Below are 17,149 nucleotides of genomic sequence, written 5' to 3' on the forward strand. Positions count from 1 at the left end.
TAGGGCGCGACGAGGCCGGCGAACGCGTCGCGGGCGCCGGCGCGGGCCCGGGCGCCGGTACCGCGCCCGCCGTGGCGCCGCCGCGCGCGGGATCGAGGACGAGCGTGGATCCCGCGGCGCTGGGAAGGCCGGCTGGGGCCAGGTCCGGGGCCACCGGCCGTCCGGGCGAGGTGCCCGCCCGCGCGGCCGGCTCAGGCGTTGTCATGGGCCAAGGTTCGCCGGGCCCGCTGTGTGTTTCCTGAACGACTTCCTAAGCGGACCAATCCGCGCGGGGCTTCGCGCGCCGGCCGTCCCGCGAGGGCTCAGCCCATCGTGCGGGCGCCGTCGAGGGACTCGCGGATGATGTCGGCGTGGCCGGCGTGCTGGGACGTCTCGGCGATCAGGTGCAGCAGCACCCGGCGGGCCGACCAGCTGGCGCCCGGCTCGAACCACGGCGCCTCCGGCAGCCGGTGGCCGACGCCGAGGTCCTGGATGCCGCCGACGATCTCGTCGGTGCGCCGGGCGACCTCCTCGTAGCGCTCGAGGGCGCTGGCGAGCGTCTCGCTCTCCAGCAGCTCGAACTCGCCCTCCCACGCGCGGAAGCCGTCGGCGAACGCGTCCGCGCCGCGCAGCACGAAGTCGATCCACAGCCGCTCGACGTTGGTGACGTGCTTGATCAGCCCGCCCAGGGTCAGCGCGCTCACCGTGGCGCGCTGGCGGGCCTGCTCGTCGGTCAGGTCGCGCACGGTGAACCGCAGGAACCACCGGTGCCGCGCCAGCGACTCGAGCAGGTCGGCGTGCTCGCTGGTCGACACGGCGGCGTCGGCCCCGGTCTCGGCGGCGGTGGTCGTGGTGAGCGTCATGGTGGCGGTCATCGTCGACGTCCTTCCGTGCTCGCGGTCGAGGAGTGTGACGGGGGCTCGTCGTCGCCGTCCGTCAGGAACGACGCTAGAGGCAATAGCGGCCAGATCCTGGCCGCTATCGGAAGCGAGTTCGGGTGGACCGCCAGCGGGGCGTGACCGACGGATGTCCGAAATGTTCCAAGAGCGCCTTTCGTCGTCGATGAGACATGCCGAGGCGGAAGGTGACGACCACGCGGACCCTGTCGCGCCCTTAGGGTTAAACGGTGGCCATCCGGGTGCTGCTCGCTGAGGACGATGCGTTGTTGCGGCACGGCCTGGCGACCCTGATCGGGCGCGCGGACGGCGTGGAGCTCGTCGGCGCGGTCACCGACCGGCCGTCCCTGGAGCAGTCCGTCCGCGAGCTGGCCCCGGACGTGGTCGTCACGGACATCCGGATGCCGCCGACCCGCACCGACGAGGGCATCCAGGTCGCCGCCTGGCTGCGCCGGGAGCATCCGGCCACCGGCGTGGTCGTGCTCAGCCAGTTCGCCGAGGCGACCTACGCGCTCGCGCTGCTGGAGGGCGGCTCGGCCGGGCGGGCCTACTTACTGAAGGAGCGGGTCGCCGGGCTGGACGAGCTGCTCCGCGCGATCCGCGCGGTCGCGAACGGCGAGTCGGTGATCGACCCAGCGGTCGTCGAGGGCCTCGTGGCCGCCAACACCCGGCGCAGCCACTCCGAGCTCGACCGGTTGACGCCGCGTGAGCGCGAGGTGCTCAGCCAGATGGCCCAGGGCTGGAGCAACGCCGCGATCGCCGCGAGCCTGGTGCTCTCGGAGCGGGCGGTCGAGAAGCACAGCAACTCGATCTTCGCCAAGCTCGGCCTGACCGACGAGCCCGACCTCAACCGCCGCGTCAAGGCGGTCCTGCTCTACCTGCACTCGGGGCACGAGAAGGCCGCCGGCGCCGCGTCCCCCAAGCCGAGCAGCCGGCTACCGGGGGCGGGGCGGGTGGTCCGCGGCGGCTGACGGCCACCGCGGGCACGCGGCCAGCCGCGCTGTCGAACGACCGCCAAGGGTGTCGGTGAGTACTGGTGTCTGTGGGTACCCGTATCGTCACGCGGGCGAACCGTCGCGGGAGCCCGCGCGGACCGTCACGGAGCCATTGCCACCTTGACGGGCGCGCGACAAGGGGGGTTAGCCACACCCCCTTACCTGGGTGGTCGCATCCTGGGTTCGGCCGGCCACGGCGGGGACACTTGACGCTATGACCCCCTCCTCCGCCGTCTCGGTCCTTGTCGTGGACGACCAGCGGCCCTTTCGTCTCGCCGCCCGCGCCGTAGTCCGGCGCGCGCCAGGTTTCGTCCTGGCCGGCGAGGCGGAGTCGGGCGAGGCCGGCGTCGCCGCCGCCGAGACCCTGCGCCCGGATCTTGTGCTGATGGACGTGAACCTGCCCGGCATCGACGGCGTCGCCGCCGGCAGCCGCATCCGGGACTTCGACCCCAGTACCGTCGTCGTGCTGGTCTCCACCTACGGTGAGACCGACCTGCCCGCCATGGTCGCCCAGAGTGGCATGGACTACCTCCACAAGGCGGACCTCGCCCCCGGCGTCCTGCGCGACCTCTGGGAACGCCGCGCGCCCGGCTCCGCCGCGCACTGATCCCGCCTCGGCCCGGCGGCGCCCATCGTCCCTCCCCACCGGTGGGCGCCGCCGGGACGACGCGGGACCCAACGGTCTCCCGCCCTCCCCCAGGCCGGAGATCCACGGATCACCGTCCGCCCCGCCCCGCCCCGCCGCGGCCCCAGCCCCAGCGACTCATGCCGGACCCCGGGACAGCGCCGGGCCCGGCGAGACGGCGCCTAGTCGCCGCCCGATCGCATCGACGGTGTGAGCCAGCCGCGCCGGATGGCGGCCGGCGCCAGCACCGCGAGGATCCCCATGCCCGCGGTCGCCGCGGGCAGCGCGAGCAGCAGCGCCATGGGGATCGCCGTGTCGCCGCCGACCCCGGTCGCGGCCGCGATCTCCCACCAGGCAAGCCGGCCGATGCCGAGGCCGAGCGGGATGCCGACGACGACCGTGGCCAGCGCGGTCGCGGCGGCCGCGGCGGCGGCCGCGGCGGCCGTCTGCCCCGGCGTGCTGCCCAGCGTGCGCAGCACCGCGACCTCGGGCAGGCGCCGCCGCCAGTTGATCAGGACGGTGTGCCCCAGCGCCCCGGCCGCCAGCGTCCCGAGCACGAGCTGCAGCAGCTCGGGGAGCCGGCCAATCCCGTCGAGGTTGGCGATCTCGGGCGGTGGCCGCCGCTGGTCGACCTCGTAGCGGACGCCGAGCTCGGCGGCGAGCTCGTCGACCGAGACGCCATCCGCCGCCGCCACGAGCGCGTCTCGCCACGGCGTCGTCAGCTGGGTGCGGTCGAGGACCTGTGGAGCCACCAGCACGCTGTCGCCCAGCCGCTCGCCGCTGATCGGCGGGCCGATGCCGATGCCGACGACCGTCAGCCGCGCGGGCTGCCCGCCCCCGGGACCGGGCGCCACCACCAGTTTGTCACCGAGGCCCACATGGAGGGCGCGCGCCGCCCTGATCCCGATGACCATCTCGGTCGGGTCGCCGATCTGCCGGCCGGACAGGATCGTCCAGGCCCGCGCGCCCTCCGGCGACGTCGTGCCCTTGGCCGGGACCTTGATGATGGAGAACGCGGAGATCTCCCGGCACCCGTCGTAGGCGCCCCAACCGCCCTCGACGACGGCGGTCACGCCAGGGCAGTCGGCGCCCACCCGCACGGCCGCCTTGTCCGCGATGTTGATCGCCCCGATCCGCGGGTCCGCCTTCAGCGCCTGGACGACCTCCGGCCGCGCGTCGAACACCCGCAGGTCGGCGGACCAGCCATACCGGCCGGGGTCGTCCCGCAGCCGGTTGATCCCCTGGTCGACCGTCCCGGCGGCCACCAGCGCCGCCACCGCGAGCCCGACCGCCAGCACCGCCGGCCGGCGCACGACCGCGGGCCGGTAGAGGCCGCCGGCGAACCGGACCCCGACCCACACCCAGGCAGGACCGCGCCGGGCCGCCCGCCCGCGCGCCGGGCGGACCCGGGGGTTCCCCGCGGCGGTCCGGTCCCTGGCAACCATGTGGCGGTTGGCCCGGAAGGCCGACCAGGCCGAGAGCAGCTGGACGGCGCAGGCGGCCCCCAGCCCGGTGACCGCGGCGACCGTCAGGTTGACCGCGTAGCCGGGGTGCGGCTCGAAGACGGCCAACGGCCCGACCGGGGACACCGCGCCCACGATCACCGGGCCGAGGAGGGCGAACACGCCAGCGAGCAGCGCGGCCGGCACCGTGGCGATCAGCCGGGCACCGACCCGGCCGGCCAGCGGCAGGCCAAGGGTGCTCTCGATCCGCTGGTCCGCCCGGCCGGAGTCGTGATGGCGGCCGAACGCGGCCCCCGCGGTGGCGAGCCCGGTCACCGCCACGACGATCGCGAACGTCACCAGCCCGGTGACGACGACATGGCTGGTGGCCGCGGCCCTGGGGTCGGAGTCGGTCGCCGGGTGCGAGATCTCGAACTCCGGCCATTCGGACGCGTCCGGGTCCCGGTCCGCGCGGGCCGCCTCGGCGGCCGCCGCCAGCGCCTGCTCGGCCCGGGCGACGGCGCCGGGCTTGGCGGCCAGCCGGATCAGGACGGCCATCTTGACCGGTGGCGCCGCCTGGGCCGCGGCCGGGGACAGGATCAGCGGGGTCTGGTGACGCGCGTCGCCGGCCATCCTGGTGATGCCGGTGATCGTCACCGTGATCCGCGGCCCGCCCGGCTCCCCGAAGCCGGTGTCGAAGTTGTTGTAGTTGGCGAGGGTCAGCATGCGCAGCGGCACGGTGTCGCCGACGCCGAGTCCGAGGCCCCTGGCGGCGTCCTCGTCGATCGTCGCCTCGGCGGCGTCGGGGTCGAAGTCGCGGCCCTCGATGACGATCGGGGTGTAGACACGGGTGTCCGAGCCGACGGCGTGGCCGGACAGTGCCCCGATGTAGACCACGTCACGCCGGTCGTCGAGCCGGGCGACCGACGCGCTGGTCACCCAGACGGCCTGGACGTCGGGGATCACCGACGCGGCGCGGGCCGCGAGCTCGGGGACGGGCGCCAGCACGATCTGCAGGTCGGCGACGTTGGTGGCCCGCTCGAGGCGCTCGTGCGCCGTCGCGGTCCGCCGGGCGACGCTGGCCGCGCCGCCGATGACAGCGCCGACGAACCCGACGAGCAGCCCGATCGCGAGCAGGCTCAGCCAGCGCCGGCGCAGCTGCGCCCGCGCGACCATGCCCAGGGCTCCCAGGAGCGGCACGGCCATCGGTCAGCCCTTCGCCCGCTCGACGGGACCCGTGGCCCCGGGCGCTGGCCGGTCGGGCTGGTCCGGCCGGCCCGTCGCTGGCGGCGTCCAGGCGTCGGCGCGCTCGCCGGCGGGTGGGGCGTCCAGCCGCTGGGGACCGTTTCCGGCGGTGGCACCGGTGGCCGGGCGCGGGCCGGTGGCGCCGGCGCCGGCGCCGGCGCCGGCACCGGCGGCGGTGACGGTGACGGTGACGGTGGCACCAGTGGCCGCGTGCGGGCCGGTCGCGGCGTGCGGGCCGGTCGCGCCGGCGGCCGGGCGCGGGCCGGTGCCAGGGGCGGCCGGGCGGGGGGCCGGCTGCGCCGTCGGGACGACCGCGCGCACCGCGACTCCCTGGCCAGGAGCGGAATCGACGGTGAGGGAGCCCCCGATCGCCCCGATCCGGTCGCGCATGTTGGTCTGGCCGTGACCGGCGGCGACCAGCAGCGGGTCGAAGCCAGGGCCGTCGTCGACGACGCTGAGCACCAGCGCGTCCTGCTCCTCGGCCAGCTCGATCTCCACGTCGCTGCCCGGAGCGTGCTTGGCCGCGTTCTGCAGCGCCTCCAGGCAGCAGAAGTAGACGGCCGCCTCGACCTCGGGCCCGTACCGGCCGACGCCCTCGGCCCGCAGCCGCACCCCCAGCGGCGAGCGGCTGGCCGCGGCGCGCAGCGCCTCGGTGAGCCCGGCCGAGCGCAGCAGGGGCGGGTAGATGCCGTGCGCGAGGTTGCGCACCTCGGTGATCGCGGCGGTGACCTGCTCGGCCATCTCGCCGATCAGCTCCTCGGCCGCCTCGGCGTCCTCGGCGACCAGGTCCCGTACCAGCCGCAGGCCGATCGCGAGCGACACCAACTGCTGCTGCGCGCCGTCGTGCAGGTCCCGCTCGATCCGCCGCCGCTCGGCGTCGGCCGCGGCGACCAGCCGGGCCCGCGACACCCGCAGCTCCTCGTTCACCCGGCGCAGATCGACCAGCGCCTCGCGCAGGTTCGCGTCCAGCTGGTGGTTGTGCAGCACGGTGCCAAGGCGGGCCCCCAGCTCGGCGAGCAGCCGGTCCTCGGCCTCGGTGAACCGGGGGTCGTCCGCCGAGCGCTCGACGACGAGCAGGCCGAGCAGCGCCCCGCCAGCCCGCGCGGGCACGACCCTGGGCTGGGCGCCGGGCCGGGCCCAGGCCAGCCCCGGCACCCACAGCGACAGCCAGCCGGGCCCCGCGACCCGGGTCCTGGCGAGCGCCACGAGGTCGCCGACGGACAGCGTCAGCACGTCACCCGGCCAGGCCTGCCCCAGCACGGCGTGCTCCGCCGCCGCGGCCACCGGCGCGGCCGCCGCCGTCACGGGGCCGGCCGCCGCGGCGCCGGCCGGGGTGAGCGCGCGGCGCGGCGGCGGCTCCGGCACCACCACGGCGGCGGTGAGCCGCCCGCCCGCCCCGGTCCAGATCTCCACCCGGCGCAGCCCCAGGCCGCGCCGGAGCGCTTCGGCGAGCTGGCCGAGCGCCGCCTCGAGCGGCACGTCCTTGCTGGTCTGCTCCCCGAAGGTGTGCAGGACGTCGTCCGGGGAGAACCGCGACCCGCGCGCCATCCGGCGCGCCGCGCGGCGCGCGGGAATCCGCAGGGCGATGCTGAGCGCCGCCGCCGCGGTGGCGCTCACCAGGACCGGGATGATGAACCCGGAGCCGTCGTCGCGCGGCACGTGCCCGAGCGCGACCACGGCCGCCGCGAGCGCCCCGACCCCCACCAGCGCGAACGCCGCGATCTCCGCGCCGGCCAGCAGCACCTGTTCCGCGTGCCGCCGCAACGCGCCGACCTGGCCGGCCAGCGCCCCGGCCGCCAGGAGCGTCGCGGACGAAACGATGAGCACCGACCAGGCGGGCGAGCCCGCGCCGAGCAGCCGCGGCACCGCGCACGCCAGCGCGACCCCGCCGGCCGCGAGTGCTCCGGCCGCCAGCAGCAGCCGGCGTGGCCGGCCCTGTCCACGCCGGCGCGGCGGGGCGAGTGGCAGGCTCATCGCGCGGTCCCCCGCGCGGCGTCGACGGGCTCCGCCCCGGGGTTCGCCGCGTCCTCGATCAGGCCGTCCCGCATGGTGACGACCCGCCGCGCGCCGGCGGCGACCTTCGGGTCGTGCGTGATCATGATGATCGTCTGGCCGCGGGCATGCAGGCGGGTGAACAGGTCCAGCACCTCGGCCGCCCCGGCGGAGTCCAGCGCCCCGGTCGGCTCGTCGGCGAGCAGCAGGGTCGGGCCGCCCGCGAGCGCCCGCGCGATCGCGAGCCGCTGGCGCTGGCCGCCGGACAGCGTCGCGGGCATCGCCTCGGCCCGTTCCAGCAGGCCGAGCACGTCCAACAGGTCCTGCGCGCGACGGACCGCGGCGCGCCGGCCCAGTCCCGACAACCGGGCGGCCAGCACCACGTTGTCCGCCGCCGTCATGCTCTCCAGCAGGTGGAAGAACTGGAACACCATGCCGACGTGCTGGCGGCGCAGCCGGGCCAGCCCCGCCTCGGAGAGCTCGTCGAGCGCCTCGTCCGCGACCACGACGGAGCCGTCGTCCGCGCGCTCCAGCCCGGCGATGATGTTGAGCAGCGTCGACTTGCCGCTGCCGGACGGGCCGGTGACCGCGACGAACTCCCCGGGCCACACCGTCAGCGAGGCGCCCCGCAGCGCCCGGACGGGAGCCATCTCGGCGTTGAACGTCCGGTGCACGCCCGCCAGGGCCACCACCGGCCGCCGCGCGGGCTCCGGCGCGCCCACCGGGTCGTCCGCCCGGCCGGCGTCGGCCACGACCGTGGGCCCGGGCGCGGGCTCACCGCGCCCGGCGAGGCCGGTCCGCATCCACACCGCGTCGTCTCCCCCGTCTGGCTTCCCCGCGCCGCGACGGCGCGCGTCGCGATCCGATGTTCTCAAGGACGTCCGTCTTCCGGTCGAAAGCCATCCTCGCGCCTGAAGCGGGACTTGCGGCCTCGAGCAGGCACACGTCACCCTTCCCACGGCGCGCAGCTGATTTCAACGGGTCCGGGACGGAGGGGGAAGCGGGCTAGCCGCCCCAGCGTGGTGGTGGTGGCCTCCCCTCGGGCTCGCCGGTTGCCACCGTCGCCGCGCGGGGCCCACCGGCCGCACTGTCGAGAGGCGCCGCGCGCCGCCACGACCGATGGCGGCCGGGCGGCCGTGACCTCGACAACGCCCTTCGTCTCAGTGTGGAGACCCAGATGACCAGCACCGCCCAGGCCGTGTTCCCCTACGGCGACTCCGCCGCCCTGCCGGCTCCCGCCGCGGTGGCCGCCCTGCGCGCGGCGCGCGCCCAGGTCACGGACTCCCCGGTCACGGACCCGCGGGCCGCCGACGCCCGCGAGAGCGGCGCCGAGGCCCCGGTCGGCTCGGCGGCCTGACCGAACGCGCGCCTGGCCGATCGCTCGCCTGGCCGATCGCTCGCCTGGCCGATCGCTCGGCGTCTCTCGGGCAGGGCCGCCGGCCACGGGGCCGGCTCGGCGGGGCGGGCGCCCGACGCCCACCCACCGCCGGGTCGCGGCCCCGCCACGCGGCCCTGTCCCGTCGGCGTTCGTCCGCTGGCACTCCTGAGCGCCCCGGCGCGGCGCGCGTCCTGGTTCCATGAGAATTACCCGGACAACGCGGACAAACCGCCGAGTGGCACTACGACGTCCCCAGACGGACACCTGCGGGCTATTGATCGAGATATCCGCCGTCAGGGACGCTTCGTACGCAGACGTACGGCCAAGTACCAAAGTGGCCTGTCGGTAGTCCGACCGGTTCTCGCCACGATTCACCGGAATGATCCGAGCACACTTGGGGATGTGCAATCCATGGCCCGACACCGCGTCAGCACCAGGCCCGCAGCGCGGGTGACCCCCGCCAGCGCGGGCACCGCCGACCGTTCCCGCGGCCGCCACACGGCACGCCAGGCGACCGGATCCACGCCGCCCAGGACCCTGCCGCCCCGGGTCCTGCTCGCGAGACGCATCGTCCTTCCGGCGGCCACCGTCGCGGTGGCGGGTGTCGTCACCGTCGGCGGCGCCGTCGCCTTCGCGAGCGGGCCGTCCGCCGGCACCGACCGCGCGCCCCTGGCCGTCAGCGCCACGCTGGCCAGCACGGCGCCCGCCGACGGCACCGTCGCGGCCGGGCCGGCCGCCGACGCCGCCGACGGCTCGGCCACCGATCCGGCCGTGGACGTGCCCGCGACCGCCGCGGGCGGCGCGGTCCCCCCGACGGCTGCCGACGCGGCGGCGATCACGGCCGCGATCCGCGGCAGCGACCTGACCAGGATGGTCCCGCCGAACGACTACCGCGTGGCCGGCATCAGGATCTCCCGCGGCGACCCGAACTGGGCCTGGGCGGAGCTGCTGCCCGTCACCGACACCGTCGACCGGGCCCAGGGCGTGCTGCGCCGCACCGAGTCCGGCTGGCTGCTCATGCAGCTCGGCAGCGCCGAGGTCGGCTGCTCGATCGTCCCGCCCCAGGTCCGTGCCGACCTCGCGCTGGACTGCCCGCCCATCGCCGCCCGCAACGGCTGAGGCCCGAACCCGCCGACGAAACCCGCTTTTTGTCCGTTTTCCGCGTTCTGTGACTCAATGCCCGGCCGCGTAGGACGAACGAACTGGTCACAATGCCGGCCGGAGGCGGGGCCAGCGACGAAAACGGACAGGCCGGCAGGCAGACTGGGCCGATGGCACTGCGCAGTCCCGCCGCCGCGCGTCGGCGTCAGCCGGAGGTCACCCGAGACCGGCTGTTAGCCGCCGCCGTCGATCTGTTCGCCGAGCGGGGATACGACCGTGTCCGGGTCCGGGACATCGCCGACCGGGCCGGGGTCACCACCGGCGCGATCTACGCGCACTACCCCGACATGGCCGCGCTGCTGGCGGACGCCGCCGGCCGGGCCGTCGACCACGCGGTGCAGGCCGTCGCCCATGTGGGCCACGGCGAGCTCGGGGACGCGCTGCTCGCCGCCGCGACGTCGACCGCGGTGGGCCGGCGGCTGTCCCGGGAGCAGGCCTTGCTGCTGGAGGCGATCGTGGCGGCCCGCCGCGAGCCGATGCTGCGCCAGGCGCTCAGCGAGGTGATGCGCGAACGGCTGGACGTGGTCCGCGGCGCGGTCGAGGAGGCGCAGCGGGACGGCGAGCTGCGCGCCGACCTGTCCGCCGGCGCGCTGGCCTGGTTCCTCTACCTGGCGCCGATCGGGCTGCTCACCGGCCGGGCCGCGGGGATGGCCGGGCCGGAACTCGACGAGCTGCGCACCGTTCTCGAGGCCGTCGTCGCCGGCCTTCGCTCGGTGCCCGTCGCCGTGCCGGACACCGGCGCCCCGGTCGCGCCGGACCAGCGAATCGGATAACAGATAGATCGGATAACAGCTGTTAGCTATCGTCGAGGTCGCCATTGTCCAATGGCTCGCGCGGGCGACGCGACAGCCACCCTCACGTGGCCTGTCCGGCGCAGGCGGCCGGCGGACACCCGCGGACTTCGGAGGGACCAGCCGTGCAGCGCACCCTGTTCGACGAGGAGCACCTGCTCCTTCGGGACGCCTACCGCGCCTTCCTCGCCGAGCGCGTCACCTCGCACCACGCCGACTGGGAGAAGGCCGGCATGGTCGACCGGGCGGTCTGGACCGAGGCGGGCAAGCAGGGCTTCCTCGGTTTCGACGTGCCCGAGGAGTACGGCGGCGGCGGGCAGGACGACTACCGCTACAACGTCGTCATCACCGAGGAGTGCGGCCGCGCCGGCGCCACCGGCCTGGGCTTCACCCTGCACAACGACGTCGTCGCGCCCTACCTGATCAAGCTGTGCACCGACGAGCAGAAGCGGCGCTGGCTGCCCGGGTTCTGCTCGGGGGAGCTGGTCACCGCGATCGCGATGACCGAGCCGGGCGCCGGCAGCGACCTGCGCGGCATGCGGACCTCGGCCCGCAAGGACGGCGGCGACTGGGTCCTGTCGGGTTCCAAGACGTTCATCACCAACGGCATCCACGCCGACCTGGTGGTCGTCGCCGCCAGGACCTCCGACGAGCCGGGCGCGCGCGGGCTGTCCCTGTTCGGCGTGGAGCGCGGGATGCCCGGCTTCACCCGCGGCCGCAACCTCGACAAGATCGGCATGAAGGCGCAGGACACCGCCGAGCTGTTCTTCGACGAGGTCCGCGTCCCGGCCGCGAACCTGATCGGCGAGGAAGGCGCGGGCTTCCTCCACCTGGTCGTGAACCTGCCGCAGGAGCGGCTGTCGGTGGCGGTGCTCGCCGCCGCGTCGATGGAGGCGGTGCTCGAGTACACGATCGAGTACTGCAAGACCCGCAAGGCCTTCGGCAAGCCGATCGGCAGCTTCCAGAACAGCCGTTTCCTGCTCGCCGAGCTCGCGACCGAGACCCAGGTGGTGCGCACCTTCATCGACCGCTGCGTCGAGGAGCTCAACGCGGGGCGGTTGACCGCGGAGGACGCGGCGATGGCGAAGTGGTGGGCCACCGAGCTGCAGGTCAAGCTGATCGACCGCTGCCTGCAGCTGCACGGCGGCTACGGCTACATGACGGAGTACCCGGTCGCGCGTGCCTACCTGGACGCCCGGGTCCAGACCATCTACGCCGGCACCACCGAGATCATGAAGGAGATCATCGGCCGCGGCCTGGGGGTGTGACGGTCTTCTCGGCCGTCAGCCGCCGTCGGTGGGCGGCTCGGGGCGGGTGGCGCCGCGGGATCTGGTCCTCGCGGGCCTGGTGGCGGCGCGGGGCTCCTTGACCAGTGAGATCGGGCTCGCGGCCGACGGGCGCTTGCGCGTCCTGGCCGCGGCGCCGGCCGCGACCACCGCGGAAGCTCCGGCGGCGGGCGCCGCGGCGGTCTCGGAGCGGGTGGTCTTCGCCGCCGAGGGCTCGGCGGCGCGCGGTTTCGCGGCGCGCGGTTTCGCGGCCCGTGGCTTCGCGGCCCGTGGCTTCGCGGCGCGTGGCCTGGCGACGCGCGGCGCCGCGATGGCGGGCTCGGCGGCGGGCGGCGCGGCCAGCCGGTAGACGCGCCGGGCGTTGCCCGCGCAGATCATGGCCGCGACCCGGTCGGCGTCCGGCGCGGTCCAGTCGTCGTCGGCGACGCCGGCGGCGAGGAAGGTCGACAGCGCCCGGCGGAACAGCGTGGCGCCGAGCAGGTACAGCTCGGCGAGCGCGAACGCGTCGCTGGAGTACAGCAGCTTGGCGAATGGCGCGAGCTCCAGGGCCTCGCCGAGCACCAGGGAGCTCCCCCGGCCGACGCTGTGGGTCGTCAGGCCCACGTCCAGGTAGACGTGCGGGAACACCTGCGCCAGGTAGCCCGCCTCCCGGTGGAACGGGTAGCAGTGCAGCAGGAGTACCGGCGCGCCGGTCGGCAGGAGCGCGCGGAGCAGGTCGGTCAGCAGGAGCGGGTTGGACCGCGCGAGGTGCAGGTCGGTGTCGCCGAAGCCGGTGTGGATCTGCACCGGCAGGCCCAGATCGGCCCCCGCCCAGATCAGGAAGCTGTGCAGCACGGGGTCGGCGAGCCGCAGCGGCGCGCCGGTGCGCAGCCGGCCCACCCAGCCGCGCACCGCCGCGATCACCTCCCGGTCCGTCGGCCGGTGCGCGGGTAGTTCCAGGCCCACCCGGTACGCGGCGACCGACTTCACTCCGACCACGTCGACCGCGCGGCCGACGGCCGCGCGGTTCTCCCGGGTGGCTTTGGCGGCCCCCCGCCCGCCGCCGCGCTCGCCGCCGCCGCGCCCGCCGCCGCCGCGCTCGCCGCCGTGCTCGCCGTCGGGCTTCTCACCACCGTCGCGCTCGTCACCACCGCGCTGGCCGCCATCGCCCCGCTCACCGCGATCGCCCCGCTGGCCGTCAGGCCGCTCACCGCCATCGCCCCGACCGCCGGCGCCGGCCCGCTCACCGCCGGCCGGGGTTCCTCCCGGGCCGGCCGGGCGGGCGTCGGCCCGCGCGGCGAGGCGGGAACGCACCAGGTCGGGGAAGTGCGCGACGCCCACCTGGCCGGTCACGATGTCGAGCGCCACCTGCTCGGCGAGCGGCTCGAGCCGCACGATGTCGTGGGCCCGCCCGCCGACGGCCGCCGCCAGGTCCGCGGAGCTGGTCAGCCGCTCCGGGGCGAAGCCGGTGTCGACGCAGAACTCCTCGACGCCGGCGGCGCGCAGCATCCGGATGGCCACCTCGTCGGCGCCGAGCTCCGCCCGGCGGGCCAGGTAGTCGTCCGGCTCGGCGTGCGCCGGCAGGTCCAGCACCGGCGCGCACCAGCGCCGCAGCGCGAAGCCAAGCTGGCTGTCGAAGAACGAGACGCCGTCGGGCGCGGGATGGTCGGCCTCCGTCATGATCCGCTCGAAGTCGACGCGATCCAGCTCACGCCGCACCAGCCCGTGACAGTGATGGTCGACGAGCGGGAGCGTCTCCAGCGTCTCGATCCGGGGCAGCGGCACTCCAGCTCAGTCCCCCGATTCACCCCGCCGCAAGCCTCCCGCCGGGGTTCCCGGCCTCGCGGGCACCCCTGCGCGCCATCCTGTGGATAACTTGTGGAAAACCAGGGATGGGTTGTGTACAGACGGGCCGCCGGACCAGCTGGAACCGCCGCTATCAGGGCCAACCACCGGGGGCACAGGCGCTTTCCCACGCCCAAGGCCTGTGGACAGCTGTGGATGACTGTGGAAAACCCATCCACGAGCGACAGCGTCGCGGCGGGCATTCGGCCGCTTCAGGATGTCACCGCCGCCGGACCGCTCATCCGGCCCGATTCTGTTCCCCTGGAACAGTCCACGGCTGGAAAGTCCACTCCGGGGAGACATGGTCGGGCCGCGGTTCAGCTGCGAAGGTCAGTTCATGACCTCACTCACGGACCCCGACCTGCTGCGCGAGCTGGAGCCGGTCGCCGCGGCGAACATCGACCGGCACCTGGGCCTTGCCGTCGACTGGATGCCGCACGAGTACGTGCCGTGGAGCCAGGGGCGTGACTTCGACACCCTGCCGTGGGAGCCAGAGCAGTCGGCGCTCTCGGAGATCGCCCAGCTCGCCTTCGAGGTCAACCTGCTCACCGAGGACAACCTGCCGAGCTACCACCGGGAGATCGCCGCCGCCTACGGCCGCGACGGCGCCTGGGGCGCCTGGGTCGGACGCTGGACCGCCGAGGAGGGCCGGCACGCGATCGCGATGCGGGACTACCTGATGGTCACCCGCGGCGTCGACCCGGCCGAGCTGGAGCGCGGCCGGATGCACCAGATGCAGCAGGGCTACGACAGCGGGAACAAGACCCCGCTGCAGGTGATCGCCTACGTGACGTTCCAGGAACTGGCCACCCGGATCGCCCACCGCAACACCGGCCGGTTCACCGAGGACCCCATCGCCGAGAAGCTCCTGGCCCGGGTCGCCGCCGACGAGAACCTGCACATGATCTTCTACCGGAACCTGGTCACCGCCGCGCTGGAACTCGACCTGAACCGGACCGTCCAGGCCATTCGCGACGAGGTCATCGGTTTCGCGATGCCCGGCACCGGCATCATCAACTTCGACGCCAAGGCCCGGCGCATCGCCGACGCCGGCATCTACGACCTGCGGATCCACCACGACGAGGTGCTGACGCCCATCCTGCGGCAGTGGAAGTTCTTCGCGCTCGAAGGCCTCGACGACACGGCCGAGCAGGCCAGGTCCGAGGTGGCCGCCTTCCTCGAGGGCCTGGACGCCCTCGCCAACCACCAGGCCGAGAAGCGCGCCGCCCGTGCCGCCCGCGTCGCCCGCGCGGCGGACGCCGAGCTCGCCGCCCAGGTCTGAGACGGGCACCGGCGCGGCTGGCGGCCCAATACGCCGCCGGGTGGCCGGCTGACCGCGGAGCCGACGCGCGGCGTCAACTCGGGTCAATGCTGGAATATCGGACACACAACGACGATCGGGGCGGCCGAGTCGGCCCGTAGGGTGTCCGCGTGGGCGCCCATCGCCGTCGTTCGTGGCATGTCACCACGTTTCCGGTCGTTGTCGCCATCCTCGGCGTCGCCGCTCTCATGATCGGACTGTTGTTCGGCGCTGGGACCGGCGGAAGCGACGAGGTGGGCTTCGCGGCCGCGTCGGCCTCGACGACCGCGCCAGCCCCGGCCTCCACCCTCTCCAGCTCGCTCGCGGCGGTCGACTCGCCCGAGCCCACCGGCGTGGCGAACACCACCCCGACGGGCAAGTCCCGCGGCGTCCCGCCGTCAAGCCGCCCGGCCCCGCGGCCCACGCCCCCGCGTACCACCCCGCCGACGCGGACACCTCCGCCGGAGTCCGACCCCGTCGACGGAATCCCGCTCCCCTCCTTCACCTGGCCGACCTGCGTCCGCGGCGACGACGGCCTCATCCGCTGCTGAGGCACCCGCGCCTCCGCCGCTGAGGCACCCGCCGACGCGGGATCCGCGTGGGACGCGCCCCGACGCGCTCCCACGGTCGTGGGGAGCGCGGCTCAGTGGCGCCACCGGGTCCGGTCGACGATCTCCTCCGGGGTGGCGGCCGCGAACAGGTCGATCTCGGCGCGCCGCACGACGGCGATCGTGTCGTGCAGCTCGGGGCCGTAGGCGGCGAGCAGCACCCGGTCGCGCTCGAAGGCCTCCACCGCGTCGGCGAGCCGGGCGGGCAGCGCCGTGATGCCACGCCGGGCCCGCTCGTCCGCCGGCAGCGACGCCGGGTCCACGTCGACCGGCTCGGGCAACGACGCCTTCTCGGCCGTGATCCCCGCCCGGCCGGCGGCCAGCAGGCCGGCCAGCAGGAGATAGGGGTTCGCGGACAGGTCGAAGCACTTGATCTCGACGTTGGGGGACGCGGCGGCCCATCGCTCGGCCTCGACCTTGACGCCCAGCTCCTCCGCGGCCCCCGGCGCCTGGGCCGCCTTGCCGCCGACCGCGAGCCCGGTGACCAGCCGCACCGCGGCCTCCCGGTTCTCGACACCCCAGCAGGCGAACGCGCCGGACCAGCGCGACGGCGCGAGCCGCAGGTAGGAGGCGACGCTCGGCGCGCCGACCGCGAGCAGTGCCGGCAGATGGCCGAGGATCCCGGCGACGAACCGTTCGCCGACGTGGCTCAGCCCCGCCGGCCCCGTGCCGTCGACGAGCACGTTCCGGTCGGCCCGGCGCCCGGTCCCGAGGCTCAGGTGCACGTGCCCGCCGTTGCCGACCCCCTCGGGGACCACCACCGGCGAGTACGAGGTGCGTAGCTTGTGCCGCAGGCCGACCGCGCGCACCGTCTGACGGACGAGCACGCTGGTGTCCGCCGCCCCGAGCGGGTCCTCGGCCGCCACGGACACCTCGAACTGCCCGGGCGCGTACTCCGGATGGATCTGCTCGACGACCAGCCCCTGCTCGGTCAGCGCCCGCGTCACGTCGCGCAGGTAGTCGGACAGCTCGATCACCCGGTCCATGCCGTACGCGGGACCGCCGCCCGCCTGGGGCTCGGAGTAGGCGAACCAGCCTTCAGGGCGGACGGCCCATTCGATCTCGATCGCCGCGCGTGCCCAAAAGCCCATCCCCTGGGTGCCGGCGAGCTCGTCGATCTGGCGGCGCAGCACCTCACGGGCATCCTGGGCATGCGGCCGGCCGAGCTGGTCGAACCGGTCGGCCGGCGCCCAGGCCCAGCCCGGCTGGGCCGCCAGCGGCACCACCCGGTCCAGGTCCGGCCGCAGCCGCAGGTCACCGACCGGGCCACCCGCGTACCGACCGGACGCGATGGCGTCGGTGAGCCCGAACGCGTCGAACACCGGCGACGCCCCGATCCCGGCCCGCGCCGCGTGCTCCAGCCGCCCGACCGGCACCCCCTTCACCCGGGTGACGCCGCTGTTGTCCACCCAGGTCAGCGCCACGACCGCGATGTCGCGCGCCCGTAGGTCCGCCGCGACCCGGGCAGCCTTCTCCCCGTCGGCCCCGCCGGCCGGTTTCTCCTCGTCGGCCGGTTTCTCCTCGTCGGCAGGCATCGTGGCATCGTCGCTCACGGGCGCTCCTCCTGGTCATCTGGGTGACGACTGATCCCCGTCTCCCGACCCGATGTCCGCCAGCGTGCCATCAC

General features: G+C 75.2%; 14 protein-coding genes and 1 pseudogene. 8 read left to right on the forward strand and 7 right to left on the reverse strand.

All coding sequences use genetic code 11. From position 1 onward, the window contains the following. Nucleotides 1-205: pseudogene (locus I6A81_RS44180) on the reverse strand (thioredoxin); the annotation flags it as partial. A gap of 97 nt (nucleotides 206-302) precedes the next feature. Further along, a complete protein-coding gene (locus I6A81_RS31485; RefSeq protein ID WP_203007346.1) occupies nucleotides 303-854 on the reverse strand; it encodes a DinB family protein in 552 nt (183 codons plus the stop codon). A 251-nt stretch (nucleotides 855-1,105) separates the two neighbouring features. On the opposite strand from I6A81_RS31485, the gene I6A81_RS31490 reads away from it, so the two are divergent. Together I6A81_RS31490 and I6A81_RS31495 are read left to right on the forward strand one after the other, a co-directional pair. Then, nucleotides 1,106-1,846: a response regulator transcription factor gene (locus I6A81_RS31490; protein ID WP_203007345.1), complete on the forward strand. Its 741-nt coding sequence runs from the start codon at nucleotides 1,106-1,108 to the stop codon at nucleotides 1,844-1,846. A 238-nt stretch (nucleotides 1,847-2,084) separates the two neighbouring features. Beyond that, a complete protein-coding gene (locus I6A81_RS31495) occupies nucleotides 2,085-2,477 on the forward strand; it encodes a response regulator transcription factor (RefSeq protein ID WP_203007344.1) in 393 nt (130 codons plus the stop codon). Between the two features lie 200 nt (nucleotides 2,478-2,677). Here the strand turns inward: I6A81_RS31495 and I6A81_RS31500 are convergent, their stop codons facing one another. Genes I6A81_RS31500 through I6A81_RS31510 form a run of 3 tightly spaced genes read right to left on the reverse strand, consistent with a single transcriptional unit; the run spans nucleotide 2,678 to nucleotide 7,977 of the window. After that, nucleotides 2,678-5,143 carry an ABC transporter permease gene (locus tag I6A81_RS31500; RefSeq protein WP_203007343.1) on the reverse strand — a complete coding sequence of 822 codons (2,466 nt, stop codon included), beginning with the start codon at nucleotides 5,141-5,143 and terminating at the stop codon, nucleotides 2,678-2,680. A gap of 3 nt (nucleotides 5,144-5,146) precedes the next feature. Beyond that, on the reverse strand, nucleotides 5,147-7,156 hold the full coding sequence (locus tag I6A81_RS31505; RefSeq protein WP_203010391.1) for a GAF domain-containing sensor histidine kinase: 2,010 nt from the start codon (nucleotides 7,154-7,156) through the stop codon (nucleotides 5,147-5,149). Next, nucleotides 7,153-7,977 (reverse strand): ABC transporter ATP-binding protein, encoded by an 825-nt coding sequence (locus I6A81_RS31510; protein ID WP_203007347.1) that lies wholly within the window; start codon nucleotides 7,975-7,977, stop codon nucleotides 7,153-7,155. The genes I6A81_RS31505 and I6A81_RS31510 overlap by 4 nt, the downstream gene beginning before the upstream one ends. A gap of 374 nt (nucleotides 7,978-8,351) precedes the next feature. On the opposite strand from I6A81_RS31510, the gene I6A81_RS31515 reads away from it, so the two are divergent. The 4 genes from I6A81_RS31515 to I6A81_RS31530 all read left to right on the forward strand — a co-directional run bounded on the left by I6A81_RS31515 (nucleotide 8,352) and on the right by I6A81_RS31530 (nucleotide 11,772). Continuing rightward, a complete protein-coding gene (locus I6A81_RS31515) occupies nucleotides 8,352-8,531 on the forward strand; it encodes a hypothetical protein (RefSeq protein WP_203007341.1) in 180 nt (59 codons plus the stop codon). Between the two features lie 432 nt (nucleotides 8,532-8,963). Next, nucleotides 8,964-9,671, forward strand: a complete 708-nt coding sequence (locus I6A81_RS31520) for a hypothetical protein (RefSeq protein ID WP_203010392.1) — start codon at nucleotides 8,964-8,966, stop codon at nucleotides 9,669-9,671. Between the two features lie 152 nt (nucleotides 9,672-9,823). Next, nucleotides 9,824-10,486 carry a TetR/AcrR family transcriptional regulator gene (locus tag I6A81_RS31525; protein ID WP_203006138.1) on the forward strand — a complete coding sequence of 221 codons (663 nt, stop codon included), beginning with the start codon at nucleotides 9,824-9,826 and terminating at the stop codon, nucleotides 10,484-10,486. A 143-nt stretch (nucleotides 10,487-10,629) separates the two neighbouring features. Further along, entirely contained in the window at nucleotides 10,630-11,772 is a 1,143-nt protein-coding gene (locus tag I6A81_RS31530) for an acyl-CoA dehydrogenase family protein (protein WP_203006137.1), read from the forward strand. Nucleotides 11,773-11,787: 15 nt separating this feature from the next. Here I6A81_RS31530 and I6A81_RS45175 read toward each other — a convergent pair whose 3' ends face one another. Continuing rightward, the gene (locus tag I6A81_RS45175) at nucleotides 11,788-13,554 is read right to left on the reverse strand and encodes an amidohydrolase family protein (protein WP_307875039.1); all 1,767 of its coding nucleotides are present in this window, start codon (nucleotides 13,552-13,554) and stop codon (nucleotides 11,788-11,790) included. Nucleotides 13,555-13,951: 397 nt separating this feature from the next. Here I6A81_RS45175 and I6A81_RS31540 point away from each other — a divergent pair, with 397 nt between their 5' ends. After that, a complete protein-coding gene (locus tag I6A81_RS31540) occupies nucleotides 13,952-14,896 on the forward strand; it encodes an acyl-ACP desaturase (RefSeq protein WP_203006136.1) in 945 nt (314 codons plus the stop codon). 149 nt (nucleotides 14,897-15,045) lie between these two features. Continuing rightward, nucleotides 15,046-15,465 (forward strand): hypothetical protein, encoded by a 420-nt coding sequence (locus I6A81_RS31545; protein ID WP_203006135.1) that lies wholly within the window; start codon nucleotides 15,046-15,048, stop codon nucleotides 15,463-15,465. Nucleotides 15,466-15,557: 92 nt separating this feature from the next. On the opposite strand, the gene I6A81_RS31550 is transcribed toward I6A81_RS31545, so the two are convergent. Continuing rightward, a complete protein-coding gene (locus tag I6A81_RS31550; RefSeq protein WP_203006143.1) occupies nucleotides 15,558-17,057 on the reverse strand; it encodes a type I glutamate--ammonia ligase in 1,500 nt (499 codons plus the stop codon). Nucleotides 17,058-17,149 lie beyond the last annotated feature (92 nt).

It is taken from the genome of Frankia nepalensis (genome assembly GCF_016786325.1).
Taxonomy (GTDB): domain Bacteria; phylum Actinomycetota; class Actinomycetes; order Frankiales; family Frankiaceae; genus Pseudofrankia; species Pseudofrankia nepalensis.